The sequence below is a fragment of the Pseudomonas weihenstephanensis genome (assembly GCF_001043055.1).
In the GTDB taxonomy this organism is placed as follows: Bacteria; Pseudomonadota; Gammaproteobacteria; order Pseudomonadales; family Pseudomonadaceae; genus Aquipseudomonas; species Aquipseudomonas weihenstephanensis.
On the sequence record NZ_JYLF01000001.1, the window covers coordinates 692,849 to 708,932 of the forward strand.

Annotated in this window: 17 protein-coding genes; 14 read left to right on the forward strand and 3 right to left on the reverse strand. The window is 59.1% G+C overall.

What is annotated here, in order from left to right; genetic code table 11:
* Window positions 1-5 precede the first annotated feature (5 nt).
* From TU86_RS03340 to TU86_RS03395, 12 genes are all read left to right on the forward strand, one after another.
* Window positions 6-1,319, forward strand: coding sequence for a cobyrinic acid a,c-diamide synthase CobB (locus TU86_RS03340; RefSeq protein ID WP_048362867.1), 1,314 nt, complete (start codon window positions 6-8; stop codon window positions 1,317-1,319).
* Entirely contained in the window at window positions 1,316-1,966 is a 651-nt protein-coding gene (gene bluB / locus TU86_RS03345; RefSeq protein WP_048362868.1) for a 5,6-dimethylbenzimidazole synthase, read from the forward strand. Before TU86_RS03340 ends, bluB begins: the two co-directional genes overlap by 4 nt.
* Window positions 1,963-2,871: an adenosylcobinamide-phosphate synthase CbiB gene (gene cbiB / locus TU86_RS03350; RefSeq protein WP_048362869.1), complete on the forward strand. Its 909-nt coding sequence runs from the start codon at window positions 1,963-1,965 to the stop codon at window positions 2,869-2,871. The genes bluB and cbiB overlap by 4 nt, the downstream gene beginning before the upstream one ends.
* Complete coding sequence (gene cobD / locus TU86_RS03355) at window positions 2,864-3,856, forward strand: threonine-phosphate decarboxylase CobD (RefSeq protein WP_048362870.1); 993 nt, start codon at window positions 2,864-2,866, stop codon at window positions 3,854-3,856. The genes cbiB and cobD overlap by 8 nt, the downstream gene beginning before the upstream one ends.
* Complete coding sequence (locus TU86_RS03360) at window positions 3,853-5,307, forward strand: cobyric acid synthase (protein ID WP_048362871.1); 1,455 nt, start codon at window positions 3,853-3,855, stop codon at window positions 5,305-5,307. The genes cobD and TU86_RS03360 overlap by 4 nt, the downstream gene beginning before the upstream one ends.
* A gap of 49 nt (window positions 5,308-5,356) precedes the next feature.
* Window positions 5,357-5,878, forward strand: a complete 522-nt coding sequence (gene cobU, locus TU86_RS03365; RefSeq protein WP_048362872.1) for a bifunctional adenosylcobinamide kinase/adenosylcobinamide-phosphate guanylyltransferase — start codon at window positions 5,357-5,359, stop codon at window positions 5,876-5,878.
* On the forward strand, window positions 5,875-6,930 hold the full coding sequence (cobT, locus tag TU86_RS03370; RefSeq protein WP_048362873.1) for a nicotinate-nucleotide--dimethylbenzimidazole phosphoribosyltransferase: 1,056 nt from the start codon (window positions 5,875-5,877) through the stop codon (window positions 6,928-6,930). Before cobU ends, cobT begins: the two co-directional genes overlap by 4 nt.
* Window positions 6,927-7,505, forward strand: coding sequence for an alpha-ribazole phosphatase family protein (cobC, locus tag TU86_RS03375; RefSeq protein WP_048362874.1), 579 nt, complete (start codon window positions 6,927-6,929; stop codon window positions 7,503-7,505). The genes cobT and cobC overlap by 4 nt, the downstream gene beginning before the upstream one ends.
* Window positions 7,505-8,236: an adenosylcobinamide-GDP ribazoletransferase gene (locus TU86_RS03380; RefSeq protein WP_048362875.1), complete on the forward strand. Its 732-nt coding sequence runs from the start codon at window positions 7,505-7,507 to the stop codon at window positions 8,234-8,236. Before cobC ends, TU86_RS03380 begins: the two co-directional genes overlap by 1 nt.
* A gap of 59 nt (window positions 8,237-8,295) precedes the next feature.
* Window positions 8,296-8,709: a MarR family winged helix-turn-helix transcriptional regulator gene (locus tag TU86_RS03385; protein ID WP_048362876.1), complete on the forward strand. Its 414-nt coding sequence runs from the start codon at window positions 8,296-8,298 to the stop codon at window positions 8,707-8,709.
* A 54-nt stretch (window positions 8,710-8,763) separates the two neighbouring features.
* Window positions 8,764-9,972 carry an MFS transporter gene (locus TU86_RS03390; protein WP_048362877.1) on the forward strand — a complete coding sequence of 403 codons (1,209 nt, stop codon included), beginning with the start codon at window positions 8,764-8,766 and terminating at the stop codon, window positions 9,970-9,972.
* A gap of 175 nt (window positions 9,973-10,147) precedes the next feature.
* On the forward strand, window positions 10,148-10,699 hold the full coding sequence (locus tag TU86_RS03395; RefSeq protein WP_048362878.1) for a glutathione peroxidase: 552 nt from the start codon (window positions 10,148-10,150) through the stop codon (window positions 10,697-10,699).
* Between the two features lie 85 nt (window positions 10,700-10,784).
* On the opposite strand, the gene TU86_RS03400 is transcribed toward TU86_RS03395, so the two are convergent.
* The 3 genes from TU86_RS03400 to TU86_RS03410 form a co-directional block, all read right to left on the reverse strand.
* Window positions 10,785-12,065 carry an OmpP1/FadL family transporter gene (locus TU86_RS03400; protein ID WP_048362879.1) on the reverse strand — a complete coding sequence of 427 codons (1,281 nt, stop codon included), beginning with the start codon at window positions 12,063-12,065 and terminating at the stop codon, window positions 10,785-10,787.
* Between the two features lie 148 nt (window positions 12,066-12,213).
* The gene (locus TU86_RS03405; RefSeq protein ID WP_048362880.1) at window positions 12,214-12,693 is read right to left on the reverse strand and encodes a hypothetical protein; all 480 of its coding nucleotides are present in this window, start codon (window positions 12,691-12,693) and stop codon (window positions 12,214-12,216) included.
* Window positions 12,694-12,963: 270 nt separating this feature from the next.
* Complete coding sequence (locus TU86_RS03410; RefSeq protein WP_019407963.1) at window positions 12,964-13,188, reverse strand: hypothetical protein; 225 nt, start codon at window positions 13,186-13,188, stop codon at window positions 12,964-12,966.
* Window positions 13,189-14,200: 1,012 nt separating this feature from the next.
* Here TU86_RS03410 and TU86_RS03415 point away from each other — a divergent pair.
* Both TU86_RS03415 and TU86_RS03420 read left to right on the forward strand, forming a co-directional pair.
* Window positions 14,201-14,524: an SEL1-like repeat protein gene (locus tag TU86_RS03415; protein WP_048362881.1), complete on the forward strand. Its 324-nt coding sequence runs from the start codon at window positions 14,201-14,203 to the stop codon at window positions 14,522-14,524.
* A 172-nt stretch (window positions 14,525-14,696) separates the two neighbouring features.
* On the forward strand, window positions 14,697-16,061 hold the full coding sequence (locus TU86_RS03420; protein WP_165599911.1) for a DNA recombination protein RmuC: 1,365 nt from the start codon (window positions 14,697-14,699) through the stop codon (window positions 16,059-16,061).
* Window positions 16,062-16,084 lie beyond the last annotated feature (23 nt).

The window sequence follows — 16,084 nt, forward strand, 5'->3', positions numbered from 1 at the left end:
CAAGCATGAGAGAGTCGCGTCATTGCCCGGCGGTGTTGATCGCCGCACCGGCTTCCGGTCAGGGCAAGACCACCGTTACCGCCGCTTTGGCCCGATTGCATCGCAATCAAGGGCGCAAGGTGCGGGTATTTAAATGTGGCCCGGATTTTCTCGACCCCATGATTCTGGAGCGCGCCAGCGGTGCGCCGGTGTATCAGGTTGATTTATGGATGGTGGGCGCGGACGAAAGCCGACGCCTGTTGTGGGAAGCCGCAGGCGAGGCCGACCTGATTCTGATTGAAGGGGTCATGGGCCTGTTCGATGGCACCCCGTCCAGCGCTGATCTGGCGCGCCACTTTGGTGTGCCTGTACTCGGGGTCATTGATGGCACCGCAATGGCGCAGACCTTTGGTGCGTTGGCGTTGGGGCTGGCGATGTATCAGCCTGATTTGCCATTTGCCGGGGTTCTGGCCAACCGCGTCGGTACGGTACGCCACGCGCAATTGCTCGAAGGCAGCTTGACCCAAGGCTTGCGCTGGTACGGCGCACTGTCGCGTGAAACCGGTATCGAATTACCCAGTCGTCACTTGGGGCTGGTGCAGGCCAGCGAGTTGAACGATCTGGACGCACGTCTCGATGCTGCCGCCGATGCGCTCGCCAGCACCTGCGAGGTAGCGCTGCCACCGGCGGTTGAGTTTGCCGCGCCGCAGCCGGTCGCGATCGAACCGCTGTTGGCCGGTGTGCGCATTGCCGTGGCCCGCGATGAAGCGTTCGCCTTCACCTACGGCGCGAGCCTGGCCTTGTTGCGAGACATGGGGGCTGAATTGCTGTTTTTCTCGCCGATTCGCGACACGCACCTGCCGCAGGCGCACAGCCTGTATTTACCGGGCGGCTATCCCGAGTTGCATCACCTTGAGTTGTCGCGTAATCGCCCGATGCTGGAGGCCATTCGTGCTCACCACGCCGCCGGTAAACCGCTGCTGGCTGAGTGCGGCGGCATGCTGTATTTACTCGATGCGTTGACCGATGTTGAAGGCCAGCGGGCTGAGCTGGTGGGGTTGTTGAAAGGCGAAGCCACCATGCAAAAACGCCTGGCGGCATTGGCGTTGCAAGCGGTGGACATGCCCGAAGGCCTGCTGCGCGGTCACACCTACCATCACTCGCTGACCCGCACCGAGCTGCTCCCTATCGCCCGTGGCCTTAGCCCCAATGGCGGGCGCGGCGCCGAAGCGGTGTATCGCGAAGGCCGGATGACGGCGTCTTATGTGCACTTTTACTTTCCCTCCAACCCCCAGGCCGTGGCTGCGCTGTTCGCACCGTGTGCCGTGAAGGTGCCATGAGCGACAACGCATTTAGTCCCCAAGAACGCGCAGCGGTGTACCGCGCCATCGCCGAACGCCGCGATATGCGTCATTTCAGCGGCGGTACGGTAGCGCCCGAGCTGTTGGCGCGCCTGCTCGAAGCGGCGCATCAAGCCCCCAGCGTGGGTTTGATGCAGCCGTGGCGGTTTATCCGCATTACAGATCGTGCGTTACGCGGCAAGATTCAACGTTTGGTCGAAGCAGAGCGCGTGCGCACCGCCGAGGCGCTGGGCGAGCGTTCGGATGAATTCATGACGCTCAAGGTCGAAGGCATCAACGACTGCGCCGAAGTGTTGGTGGCCGCGTTGATGGATGACCGCGAAAAGCACATTTTTGGCCGTCGCACCTTGCCGGAAATGGACATGGCGTCGTTGTCCTGTGCCATTCAAAACCTGTGGCTGGCCGCGCGGGTTGAAGGGTTGGGCATGGGGTGGGTGTCGTTGTTCGAGCCGCAGGCACTGGCAGATGTACTCGGCCTGCCACCCGGGGCGAAGCCGCTGGCAGTGTTATGCCTGGGGCCGGTTGCGGCGTTTTACCCGGCGCCGATGCTGGTGCTGGAAGGGTGGGCGCAAGCGCGACCACTGAACGAATTGGTGTACGAGAACTATTGGGGAGTGAGTCCATGAGTGTGGCGTTACTGTGCGTCGCCGGTGTGGCGTTGGATGCGCTACTGGGTGAGCCAAAACGCTGGCATCCGCTGGTTGCGTTTGGCCGTATGGCTGAGCGTATCGAGCAACGTTTTAACTCCGGCGGGCGGGGTTGGCGCAGTCATGGGGTGACGGCCTGGGTGCTGGCGGTCGTCCCGCTGACGATCCTGGCCACGGCGCTGTCGTGGCTGCCCTATATCGGCTGGTTGGTGGAGATCGCGGCGCTGTATTGCGCGCTGGGCATGCGCAGCTTGGGCGAGCATGTGCAGCCGGTGGCCGAGGCGTTGCGCAGTGATGACCTGGAGACCGCACGCACCCGCGTCGGGTATCTGGTCAGTCGCCAAACCAGTGAACTGGACGCCACCGACGTCGCACGCGCCGCCACCGAGTCGGTGCTCGAAAACGGCAGCGACGCTGTGTTTGCCGCCCTCTTCTGGTTTGCCGTGGCGGGCGCGCCGGGCGTGGTGCTCTACCGGTTGAGCAACACGCTGGACGCCATGTGGGGCTATCGCAACGAACGGTTTGAGCGTTTTGGCTGGGCCGCTGCGCGCATCGACGATGTACTCAATTACATCCCGGCACGTCTGGTGGCGTTAACGTACGCCCTGTTGGGCAAAACGCGGCTGGCCTTGCAGTGCTGGCGCAAACAGGCGCCGCAGTGGGACAGTCCCAATGCTGGCCCGGTTATGGCGGCGGGTGCCGGTGCGCTGGGTGTGGAGCTGGGAGGCCCGGCGATTTACTACGGTGAGTTGCACCAACGCCCGCAGTTGGGTGAAGGCCCGCCCGCCGATGCCGACGCCATCGAGCGCGGCTGGCAGTTGGTACAGCGCGGTGTGTGGCTGTGGTTGTTGATCTTGTGCGTGTGGAGTGAATTCTATGCTTGAGCACGGTGGGCGTTTACGTCAGGCAGCGCTGCAATACGGTATTGGTGAAACCGACTGGCTGGACTTGTCCAGCGGTCTGGCGCCCTGGCCTTTTGCGGTGCCTGCGATTGCTGAACGGGCCTGGGCGCGTCTGCCTGAAACCGACGACGGGCTTGAGCACGCCGCGTGCGCCTATTACGGCGCGCCGAACGCGCTGCCCGTGCCGGGTTCGCAATGTGCCATCCAGTTGCTGCCGCGCCTGCGGCGTACGGGCAAAGTCGGGGTGTTGTCCCCGTGCTATGCCGAGCATGCCGAAGCCTGGCGGCGCAACGGGCATGTCGTGCGTGAAGTCATGGAGCAAGAAGTCGACTTCTACCTCGACACGCTGGACGTGCTGGTGGTGGTCAACCCCAACAATCCCACCGGCCTGAGCCTGTCGCCCGAGCGCTTGCTGGAGTGGCATGCGCGGTTGGTGACGCGTGGCGGCTGGCTGGTGGTGGACGAGGCGTTCATGGACAACACCCCCGATTTGAGTCTGGCAGCGCAGAGCCATCGTGCCGGTCTGATCGTGTTGCGTTCATTCGGCAAGTTCTTCGGCCTGGCGGGCGTGCGTCTGGGCTTTGTGCTGGCTGAACTCAAATTACTCAAATTGCTCGCCGAGCAAGTCGGGCCATGGGCTGTCAGTGGCCCGACGCGGGTCCTGGGGCAAGCGTGCCTGCTCGATTACGAGGCGCATGCGCGTCAGCGCGAACGCAGCGAGCAGGCCAGTGAACGTTTGGTTGCGCTGTTAAGCCAATACGGCCTGCCGCCTTTGGGCGGTTGTGCGCTGTTCCAGTGGCTGATCACGCCGCATGCCGAACGCTTGTACGACTTCATGGCGCGGCGCGGCATTCTGTTGCGTTTGTTCCCCCACAACAGCAGCGTGCGTTTGGGCCTGCCTGGCGAAGAGGCAGACTGGCTCAAACTTGAACACGCCTTGCAGGCTTATGCCCAGGAAACCCCATGAGCACATTGATGGTGCAAGGCACGACGTCTGACGCCGGTAAAAGTACGTTGGTGACGGCGTTGTGTCGCTGGGTGACCCGTCAGGGCGTCGGCGTGGTGCCCTTCAAGCCGCAGAACATGGCGCTCAACAGTGCCGTGACCCCTGAGGGGGGCGAGATCGGCCGCGCACAAGCGGTTCAGGCGCAGGCCGCGGGGCTAGCGCCACACACCGACATGAACCCGGTGCTGCTCAAACCTAACAGCGACACCGGTTCGCAAGTGATTATTCACGGCCGCGCCGTGACCAGCATGAACGCGGTGGCTTACCACGATTACAAAGCCATCGCGATGCAAGCGGTGCTGGCCTCGCATCAACGCCTGAGCGCGGCCTACCCGGTGGTCATGGTCGAAGGTGCCGGCTCGCCCGCCGAGATCAATTTGCGCGCCGGTGACATTGCCAACATGGGGTTTGCCGAAGCCGTAGATTGCCCGGTGATCCTGATTGCCGACATCAATCGCGGCGGGGTCTTCGCGCATTTGGTCGGCACCCTTGAGCTGCTGTCCGAGAGCGAGCAGGCGCGGGTCAAAGGGTTCGTCATCAACCGTTTTCGCGGTGATATCGCGCTGCTGCAACCGGGTCTGGACTGGCTGGAGCAGCGCACCGGCAAACCGGTGATCGGCGTGCTGCCATACGTGATGGACTTGCACCTTGAAGCCGAAGACGGCATTGATCAGCGTCAGATCGAGAAACACGCGCACGTGCTCAAGGTGGTGGTGCCCGTGCTGCCGCGCATCAGCAATCACACGGACTTTGACCCGCTGCGCCTGCACCCGCAGGTGGACTTGCAGTTTGTGGGGCCGGGGCAGCCGATACCGCCTGCGGACTTGATCATCCTTCCGGGTTCCAAAAGCGTGTGCAGTGATTTGGCCTACTTGCGCGCCAATGGCTGGGACACGGCCATCAGCCGTCACCTGCGCTATGGCGGCAAAGTGCTGGGGATTTGTGGGGGGTTGCAGATGCTCGGCGAGCACGTCCACGACCCGCTGGGCCTTGAAGGGCCGTCGGGTTCGAGTGCCGGTTTGGGTTTGTTGGCGTTCAGCACCCGGCTTGAAGCTGAAAAACAACTGCGCAACGTGCGCGGGCGTCTGACTCTGGAAAACGCTGAGGTCAGCGGTTATGAAATCCATGCGGGCGTTACGACCGGGCCTGCGCTTGAGCTGCCCGCGGTGCAGTTGGAGGACGGGCGCTGCGATGGCGCGCTCAGTGCCGACGGGCAGATTCTGGGCACCTACCTGCACGGTATGTTCGAGTCACCGCCAGCCTGTAGCGCGCTGTTGCGCTGGGCCGGATTACATACCGTGCAAACCGTGGATTACCACGCCCTGCGTGAGCGTGACATTGAACGGCTGGCCGACTTGGTAGAAAACCATCTCGACACCGCCTTTCTGCGCGAACTCTGTGGGCTTGCCTAACCGCGTGATGACAGGCGCAGAGTGCTGCGTCTTTTAGAGGTGGACGAACATGTTGCAACTGATTTTGGGCGGTGCCCGCTCGGGTAAAAGCCGCTTGGCCGAGAAGCTTGCGGCCGACTCGGGCTGTGCGGTGACCTACATTGCTACCAGCCAACCGCTGGACGGCGAGATGAATGAGCGCGTGCGCCACCACCGTGAACGCCGTCCGCCCCATTGGGCATTGATTGAAGAACCTATCGAACTGGCCCGTGTGCTGCGTGAAAACGCGCGCGTCGATACCTGCCTGCTGGTCGACTGCCTGACGCTGTGGCTGACCAATCTGCTGATGCTCGAAAACCCGCAGCGCCTGACTGAGGAGCGTGATGCATTGCTGCAATGCCTGGGCGAGCTACCGGGTGAAATCCTGTTTGTCAGCAACGAGACCGGCATGGGCGTTGTCCCGCTGGGCGAGCTGACCCGTCGCTTTGTCGATGAAGCCGGCTGGCTGCATCAAGCGTTGGCCGAGCGTTGCCAGCGCGTTGTGCTGACCGTTGCAGGCTTGCCCCTTACCTTGAAAGGAACTGCTTTATGAACACGCCGTGGTGGCTGCTGCCCTGCAAATCAGTTGACCTTGATGTGCAACAGGCGGCAGCCGAGCGTCAACAGCAACTGACCAAACCTGCCGGTTCGCTGGGTCAACTGGAAGCGGTGGCGATTCAATTGGCCGGGCTGCAAGGCCAGCTCAAGCCGCGTGTCGATCACCTGTGGATTGCCATTTTTGCGGGCGATCACGGCGTGGTGGCCGAAGGTGTTTCGGCGTATCCGCAAGCTGTGACCGGGCAAATGCTGCATAACTTTGTCAACGGCGGTGCGGCGATCAGTGTGCTGGCACGGCAATTGGGCGCGCAGCTGGATGTGGTGGACCTGGGCACGGTTTCGCCGATGCTTAACCTGGCAGGCGTGCGCCATGTGCAATTGGGCGCGGGCACGGCGAACTTTGCGAACGGTCCGGCGATGACTGACGCGCAAGGGTTGAAGGCATTGCAGGCGGGGCGCGACAGCGTTTTGCGGGCACGGGAGCAGGGCTGCCAATTGTTTATCGGTGGCGAAATGGGCATCGGCAACACGGCGTCCGCCAGTGCCGTGGCCAGCGCGCTGCTGCAATGCCCAGCCTCTGTGTTAACCGGGCCGGGCACCGGGCTGGATGCAGCCGGTGTGAGCCATAAAGCGCGGGTCATCGAGCGGGCGCTGGCGTTTCATGCCGGGCTGCTCGACGACCCGTTGCAAGCCTTGTTTCGTCTGGGCGGCTTCGAAATTGCCGCCTTGGCGGGCGCCTACGTGGCGTGCGCGCAAGCGGGTGTCGTTGCGCTGGTGGATGGTTTTATCTGCACCGTTGCCGCGATGGTGGCTGTGCGTTTGAACCCTGAGTGCCGCCAGTGGTTGATATTCAGCCATCGCGGCGCCGAGCAAGGGCATCGTCATGTGCTTGAAAGCCTTGAAGCTGAGCCTTTGCTCGACTTGGGCTTGCGCTTGGGCGAGGGCAGCGGCGCTGCGTTGGCGGTGCCGTTGCTGCGCCTGGCCTGCGACCTGCACGCGCAGATGGCGACGTTTGCTGAGGCGGCCGTGGCGGATCGTCCGGCATGACCGTGCGCCTGGACCTGCTGCGTCATGGCGAAACCGAGCTGGGCGGGGGCTTGCGCGGCAGCCTGGATGATGCGCTGACCGAACTGGGCTGGTCGCAAATGCGTGAGGCAGTGATCGGTCAGGGGCCGTGGGATCGTATTGTCAGCTCACCTTTGCAACGCTGCCGTTTGTTTGCTGAAGAATTGGCGGCCTCACTCAACCTGCTGTTGAGTCTGGAAAAGGACCTGCAAGAGCTGCATTTCGGTGCGTGGGAAGGGCAGAGCGCCGCGGCGCTGATGCAAACCGATGAGCAGGCGCTGGGCCTGTTTTGGGCCGACCCCTACCGCTTTACCCCGCCTGATGGTGAACCGGTGGTTGAGTTCGCCGAGCGGGTGTTGGCGGCAGTGCTGCGTTTGCAGCGCAGCTGTGCGGGTGAGCGGGTGTTGGTGGTCTGCCACGGTGGCGTGATCAAGCGACTGCTTGCACAGGCCCGAGGCTTGCCACGCGAGCAGTTACTTAACGTTGCAGTCGCGCATGGGGCTTTGTTTGGCCTGCAAGTGATGGCGGACGGTCAGTTGCATGAGGTGATGGACTGATGCTGCCCTTCTGGATTGCTGTGCAGTTTCTGAGCAGTTTGCCGGTGCGGTTGCCGGACATGCCGCAGCCCCAGGAACTTGGGCGTTCGTTGCTGTTTTATCCATTAGTGGGTGTGCTGTTCGGTGCCGTGCTGTGGGGGGTGAACGCTGTGCTGGCAGGTGCTCCGGCCATGCTCCATGCCGCCTTGCTGCTGACGGTGTGGGTGCTGCTCAGTGGCGGGTTGCACCTGGACGGTCTGGCCGACAGTGCCGACGCCTGGCTGGGCGGGTTTGGTGACCGCGAGCGCACCCTGACCATCATGAAAGACCCGCGCAGCGGGCCGATAGCCGTGGTGGTGTTGGTGCTGGTACTGCTGCTGAAATTTTGCGCGCTGCTGGCGTTGATTGAGCAGCAACAGTTTGCGGCATTGTTGATGGTGCCGCTGATAGGGCGCAGTGCGTTACTCGGCGTATTCTTGACCACGCCTTATGTGCGCGCCGGTGGATTGGGGCAGGCGTTGGCCGACCACTTGCCGCGCCAAGCGGGTTGGTGGGTGCTGGGGTTCAGCGCGCTGGCCTGTGTGCTGCTGGCGGGCGTGAGCGGTGTGTGGGCGCTGGGGTTGGCAGTGCTCGGGTTTGCGTGGTTGCGCCAAGTGATGATGCGCCGGTTGGGCGGCACCACCGGCGATACGGCGGGCGCCATGCTGGAATTGCTGGAAGTGCTGATGCTGGTAGGTCTGGCACTCGCATAGGCACAGGTGCGTTGATCTTCCAACGTGATTCTCTTTTATTGCGGGTATATGCATACAGAATGTTACCGACCCAGTGTTTATGCACCAACCTGCGGCGCGCCGCCCGTGGCGCCAGCAAACATTACGACGGCGCCCTTGAAGGCTTCGGAATTAACGTTGCGCAGTATTCACTGCTGAGCAATCTCAAGCGTCTTGAGCAACCGAGTATTTCCAGCCTGGCAGAGGCTATGGGGCTGGACCGCAGCACCTTGGGCCGTAACTTGCGTGTGCTTGAGGGCGTTGGGCTGGTGAAGCTGTCCGGGGGCGCAGACCAACGTAATCGTCTGGTGTGCCTGACCGAGACAGGAAATGAGCGTCTGGCTGCTGCCCTGCCTGCGTGGGAAGCCGCACAGCAGCGTTTGATGGATCGCTTGGGTGAAGAGCGACGTGCGCAGTTGTTGGCGCTATTGGATGAATTGGCCGACCCTGGTTGAAGGTCAGTCGCTTGGGCTTAAATCGAAAGATATACCTGCTCCCGGAGAACAATAATGACAACGGTGTGGCGTAACAGTGGTTGGGTGTTGCTGGGCAGTGCTTTGATTTTGGCACTGTCTTTAGGTGTCAGGCACGGTTTCGGGCTGTTTCTGCCGCCCATGAGTGCGCAGTTCGGTTGGGGGCGTGAAGTGTTTGCATTCGCCATCGCCCTGCAAAACTTGATATGGGGCTTGGCTCAGCCGTTTACCGGAGCCTTGGCAGACCGCTTTGGGGCCGCCAAAGTGGTGATTGTCGGCGGGGTGCTGTACGCCGTCGGTTTATTGCTGATGGGGTTATCGGATTCGCCGCTGTCGTTGTCGCTGAGCGCCGGTCTATTGATCGGCATTGGCCTGTCTGGCACCTCCTTTTCAGTCATTTTGGGCGTGGTTGGTCGCGCCTTGCCCCCGCAAAATCGCAGCATGGGCATGGGGATCGCCAGTGCGGCAGGTTCGTTCGGTCAGTTCGCCATGTTGCCCGGTACGCTGGGGCTGATTGGCTGGCTGGGCTGGTCGGCGGCGCTCTTGGTGCTGGGCCTGTTGGTGGCGCTGATTGTGCCGCTGGTGAGCATGCTCAAGGATCGCCCCATGCCCAAATTGGGCGGCGAGCAAACGCTTAAAGAAGCCTTGCACGAAGCGTGCAGCCACTCGGGTTTTTGGTTGCTGGCGTTTGGTTTTTTTGTGTGTGGTTTTCAGGTGGTGTTTATCGGTATTCATCTGCCAGCCTATCTGGTGGACCAGCATTTACCGGCCACCGTGGGCACTACGGTGCTGGCGCTGATCGGCCTGTTCAACATTTTTGGCACTTACACGGCTGGCTGGCTAGGCGGGCGTATGTCCAAGCCGCGCTTGTTGACCGGGTTGTATCTGGCCCGCTCAGTGGTGATCGTGCTGTTCTTGTGGGCGCCGGTTACCCAGTTCAGTGCTTATCTGTTTGGCATGGTCATGGGCTTTCTATGGCTGTCGACAGTACCGCTGACCAACGGCACGGTGGCGACGATGTTTGGTGTGCGTAACTTGTCGATGCTGGGCGGGATCGTGTTCCTATTTCACCAGCTCGGGGCCTTCCTCGGTGGCTGGCTGGGAGGCGTGGTCTATGATCAAACTGGCAGTTATGACCTTATCTGGCAGGTTTCGATTGGCCTGAGCCTGTTGGCGGCAGCGCTTAACGTGCCGGTACGCGAACGACCGGTGGCGCGCTTGCAAGCACAGGAGGGGATGGCATGAGTTCAACCTGGCTATGGCTGAGCGGCGTAACTATTGGGTTCGCGTTGCTTGCAGGGGTGTGGTGGGGTTGGCATCAGGGTGGACTGGCACTCATGCAACTGGGCATGGGGGTTTGCTAGGTGGCAACCTGTGCGCGTAAATTCAGAACCGATTCTTTCATTCAAGGATAGCGATGATGCTCAAACGCTGGATTGCGATGCCCGTGCTGCTGTTAGCGTGCGCAGGTTCTGTCTGGGCGGCCGATTGCCCGCCGCTGCTTGATGGCTCATTGCCCAAGTTGCGCGCCAAAGAATCAATCGACTTGTGTCAGCGATTCGCGGGCAAGCCCTTGTTGATCGTAAACACCGCAAGTTTTTGCGGTTTTGCCCCTCAATTCAAAGGGCTTGAGGCTCTGAGTCAGCGGTTCAAGGATCAAGGTTTGGAAGTGATCGGTGTGCCGTCGGATGACTTCAAGCAAGAAGCCAAAGATGGCGAAGAGACCGCCAAGGTGTGCTACGTCAATTACGGCGTGACGTTCACCATGACCGACCCACAAAAAGTACGGGGTGCTGATGCGGCGCATTTGTTCAAAGTGCTGGCTGAGCAAAGCAGTGCGCCGAAGTGGAATTTCTACAAGTACGTGGTGGACCGTCAGGGCAATGTGATTGCCAACTTTTCCAGCCTGACCAAACCGGACAGCCCGGAACTGATCGAGGCGATTGAACAAGCCATTGCTTCAAAACCTTGAGTCGGCGCCATTAAAAATCCCCGCTCTCGTGACCGAGGCGGGGATTTTTTATTTCAGCAGGCGAGGGGTTGAGGCTCGTTGCGAATTAGAACTTGTAGGTTGCGCCTACTGCAAAGCCGTTAGCGCTGTTTTCATATTTGGCGCTGTAGCTGTTGATGCCTTTGGTGTCATTGACTTTGACTGACTCTTCTTTGAGGTAAGAGTAAGCCGCGTCGATGGTCAGGTCGTCGGTGACGGCATAACCAGCACCCAAGCTGAAGATTGTCCGGTCGCCGGTAGGAATACGTGGCGAGCGGTTAGTGTTGTTGGTAGGCGACTGATCCCAGGTTAGGCCGGTACGCAATACCCACTGCTTGTTCAACTGATACGACGTACCGATAGCGTAAGCCCAGGTGTCGTGCCAGTTTTGTTCTTCTTTGATGGTGCTGAATGCAGCCGCACCGCCAAACCCGGCGTTGGCTACGGTCACGCCTTCGTTCTTGACGGTAATGTCTTTCAGGCGGCTCCAGCGAGTCCAGGTAGAACCGGCATACACTTTCCAGGCATCAGACAGGTCTTGTGTGACAGACAGATCCCAGGACTCTGGGGTGTCGATCGACAGGGAAGCGTCATAACGATTGCTTTTCAGAATTTGAGCCGGAGTGCCTGGACCTGCTTCGATGTCAGTGTGGCCCTTGAGCTTATAGCTGACTTTGGAGTGGTAGGTCAGGCCAACGCGGGTGGTGTCTGTCGCTTGCACCAAAACACCGGCATTGAAACCAAAGGCAGTGTCGTCACCTTTGATCTTGACGTGGGTTTCGGGCAGTCCGCGAGCCAGTGGCAGATCGGACTCTAATTTGCCGGAAATTCGGTTGAATGTCGGGCCGAAACCTATCGAAACTTTGTCGTTGAACGCGTAGCTGATGGTCGGTTGGAACGTCACAACAGCGACATCACTGGTGCTGCCGAATGCACGGCCCGGGAAGTCACTTTTGTACTCGGTTGCCAAACCAAACGGGGCATACAAGCCAAAACCGACGGCCCACTGATCGTTAAGACGGTTGGTGTAAAAGCCCATAGGTACGCCGGTGAACGGCACCATGTCACCTTTGTTGCGGCCTTTGAGGTTACTGCGCTCATCTTTGATGTCAGTGGAGGCATCAATTACAGCGATACCGCCGGTCACTTGCTGACCTTGCAGACGGGACATACCGGCAGGGTTACCAAACACGGTGCTTGCATCATCAGCGGAAGACGAACGACCTGCGAAACCGGTCCCCATACCGCTGACGCTTTGTTCGTTGAGGGCGAAGCCACTTGCGAAAATCTGGCTGGAAGCCAAAGTGACGGCGAGGCTAAGTGTGGTCTTGAGCATTACTTTTTTCATTATTAGAACTCCTTTTGATCACCGGATGGAAAGCTACCAACATTTTTGTTTAAGCGCTATAGGCCAAATCGAAGGAGATAGCGTGTTTTTGTAGGACAATCCTACCGGTTTTAGGTCTTTTTCTGATTGGATGTAGCGGTTGAAAATCTCAAGCCACGTGGTTGAGAGGTGTTACGCAGATGCGCCAGGCATCGATGAAGTCACGTAAACGTCCTTGTGGTTCAAAGGCTTGGCGCCAAATTCTGGCCATACCCAACACATCCTCACGTTCCGGGATGATGGCTTTTTGCTCTTCAATCAACAGCCAGGCAATGGCGGTGGCGTAGCGTAAATTCACGGTCAGTTCTAAATGCGGGCTGCATAAAAAAGCGTGTTGGCTGGCGAGGCCGCGAACCTGACTCGCCAAATCCGGATCGTGGGCCAGGTAGTCATCCCATAACGCGGCATGGCGAAGTTCGCGAATACAGTAAAGGCCGTGGTCGCGTCGGTCGTGCAGGGCTGACCCCAAATGTGACTGGCTGGCAGCAATACCCAGCAACAAAGCTTCTGCATTTGGGTTGTTAAGACCCAAGTAGAGAAGTGTTGGCCGAATCACATACTGGTTCAATTCCTTGGCAGCGATACCCATAGCGTCCTCGACACCTGAAAATGGTCGGCGACACCCAAGGGCTTGGCAGCAATGAGTCGGGAGGGTTCGCCGTAAACGGCACAGGCCGCTTGAGTTGAAGTGTAGTGTCATATCTTTGCTGTAAAGGACTGTTTTTAAAACATTTGCAGCTTCGATGTGTCGGCTATATACCCGCAAGTAATTAAATCATGCTGGATATTTCGTAAATAGCAGGCAACAAAAAGCCCTGCTATTGAGGCAGGGCTTGTTGTATAGACGCTTACTGCGTGATCAGGCGATGAGTGCCTGACGAGTACGTTCGATCACAGCTTGCAGGGGTTCTGCGCTGGAGTATTGATCGGGGTACAGGCGTTCGCTGTGACGTGCGATACCGTGTTCGTTGACCAGCGTGAAGCTGAAGCAGCCTTTGCGAGCGGCCATAATCAGGCAGTTCATTGGAGCGAAGGCGTTGGTTAGGGTGCGAATGGCATCCTGAGTATGGATTTGAGTAGACATAGTTATTAGGTGTTCCTACAAATGACACGGATATGATCCGCGCAACGTTAAAACGTTCCAGTGACGTCGGGCCATCTTTGGCGGGACGAAGAACCTGACTGGAACAAAGCCGCCAGTTGGAGCGCATTTAAGTTGTAGCGCTTGGGCTGGCAGGTAGGTACTTAGGAGGGCAGGCAATCACAACAAGAGCTAAGGTTCCGTGCTCGGGGTGAAGATCCTGATCAATTTGCAGGTTGGTTCGGTCAGAGTAAAAGAACTTCGCGATACCCTTTGTGTTTGTTCAAAGGCTGTATCGTCGCAAGATTTACCTGGAAACCATCGAGGGGGTCGATCCCATGTGCCTTGGCTCGTCTTCTCTTTAGGGAAGGTGACCATGAGGGGATTTGTTCAACCCGAATTGACTTTCAGCTTGGTACTAACGCTGCGGATACTAACGGCTTGAAAATTTAAACGCAAGTGTGTTAGCAAAATACTTTTTGGAGTCACTCCAAATCAGCGTCCGATCAGAGCCTCGCACGGCTCCTCAGTCAGCGTTATGTATCAGAGTGGGGTGCCGCTAGTCGGTTTCTGACAATATTCCAGTGTTGTGGATGGCCTTTTAGGTCCTTACATCCTGATGAGAAGGCTGTGCCCGCTGGCGATGCAGTCCTACAGAATTTAGTGGTTATAAGGCCATATCCTGCTTCTCAATGTGAACTTGTGCACATTTGCAGTGCGCTGCGTCAGTTCGCCACACAACCGCGAGCAAGCCTTCGCTTAGCCTGTTATGCAAATTTAAGTCAATGAAAAACATCGTTTTTTTTAATTGGTGAAAAAATCGTCAGTTTGACCTTAGGCCCCGTAGGGTGGGGGTTTGCGGGAGTTAAAAGAGGGTTGTCCACTGACTTATCCACAGGATCTGTGGATTGTCCCAAGCGCTTGCTCTAGATCGCGGGTGTAGACTTTTTTCGACTTTACCCAAACGAAAAAAGGAGTAGAGTGGCGCGCCTTCTGTTCTGCCCCACAGTGTTCTATGAAGTTTCGTTCAAACTCTGCCTCTGTTACTCCGGCTGGCTCTCCAGCTGAAGCGCCAAAACGGTTTTCTCTGCGCGTGGCTATCTGGCTATTGGATAACCCACGGCTGGGTGCGAACCCCAGCGTCAAGCATGTGGCCGGTCATCTACTCAAACAACCTGCACGTCAAGGCGTGGTGCTGGCGCAAAGCCGTCTCGGCCAATTGATGTGCCGCGATTGCGGCAGTGCCCGCGATCAGCGCATTGGGCAGGCGCTACTCCGGCATGCCGCGCGGGCAGGTGACCAGAGCGCTCAGCAAGAACTCAACAAGATCGAAGACTGAGCTGTCTTCGACTCGCCAGCTTGGTTAACCTTGCTCTTTTACCTCGTGTGGAGGGGTCATGGCCCTGGACTTGAACAGCCTTTTGCTGGGCTTGGCAGTGGCAGGCGTGCCGTTGTTGGCGTTTATCTGGCAGTTGCAACGTCGAGCCAGCGCGTTAAACGCTGAACGCACGCTGCTGGATGAGCGGCTGAGCATGGCGCAACTGGCCCAAGAGGGCCTCAACGCGCAACTGGATGCCAGTCGAGACGAGATCAGTGATCTGGGCCAGGCCAATGCCGCCAAACAGGCCGAGCTGGCCGCACTGCGCCGTGAAGTTGAGCTGTTGCAGCTTGAACGTGACAACGCACGGGATGCCGCCCATGCCTGGAACCTTGAGCGGGCGCAAAAGGAAGTCGAACTGCGCAGGCTTGATGCTCAAGTGGCTGCGCAGGCGGCCGAGTTGCGTGAGCAGCAAGAAAGCCATCAACAGCGTCTCAGTGATCTGCAAGGCTCGCGTGATGAGTTGCGCGCGCAGTTCGCGGAGCTGGCCAGCAAGATTTTCGATGAGCGCGAGCAGCGCTTTGCCGAGACCAGTAACGAGCGCCTGGGGCAACTGCTTGACCCCCTCAAAGAGCGCATTCAGTCGTTTGAAAAGCGCGTTGAGGAGAGTTATCAGCAAGAAGCGCGCGAACGCTTCTCGCTGGGCAAGGAGCTGGAGCGCCTTCAGCAACTGAACCTGCGATTGAGCGATGAAGCCACCAACCTTACCCGGGCACTCAAAGGCCAGAAAACCCAGGGCAACTGGGGTGAACTGATTCTGGAACGCGTGCTGGAGCACGCGGGGCTGGAGAAGGGCCGCGAATACCAGACGCAAGTCAGCCTCAAGGGCCCGGATGGCGAACGCTTTCAGCCGGACGTGCTGATCATGCTGCCGGGTAACAAGCAGGTGGTGGTCGATTCCAAGGTCAGCCTCACGGCGTACCAGCAGTTTGTAGGCGCCGATGATGAGGTGATTGGGCAGTCAGCGCTCAAGCAGCATGTGCTCTCGCTGCGTAACCACGTCAAAGGGCTGGCCGGTAAAGACTATAAGCGCCTCGAAGGGCTGCACAGCCTGGACTTTGTGTTGTTGTTCGTCCCGATAGAAGCGGCGTTTTCCGCCGCTTTGCAGGCTGAGCCGAACCTGTTTCAAGAGGCGTTTGATCGCAATATCGTGATCGTCAGCCCTACCACGTTGCTGGCGACACTGCGGGTGATCGACAGCCTGTGGAAGCAGGAGCGACAAAGCCAGAATGCGCGGGAGATTGCAGAGCGGGCGGGTTGGTTGTACGACAAGTTCGTGCTGTTTATTCAGGATCTGGATGAGGTCGGCAACCGCTTGCAGCAACTGGACAAGGCCTACGCCGCCGCGCGTAACAAGTTGACCGATGGGCGTGGCAACCTGGTGAGTCGCAGCGAACAGCTCAAATTGTTAGGTGCGCGGGCCAGTAAAAGTTTGCCGGCCGACCTGCTGGAGCGCGCCATGACCGATGTCGATGGTGTGGCGCACCCGGCAGAATAATGAGAGATAACGCCGTAGCCGAC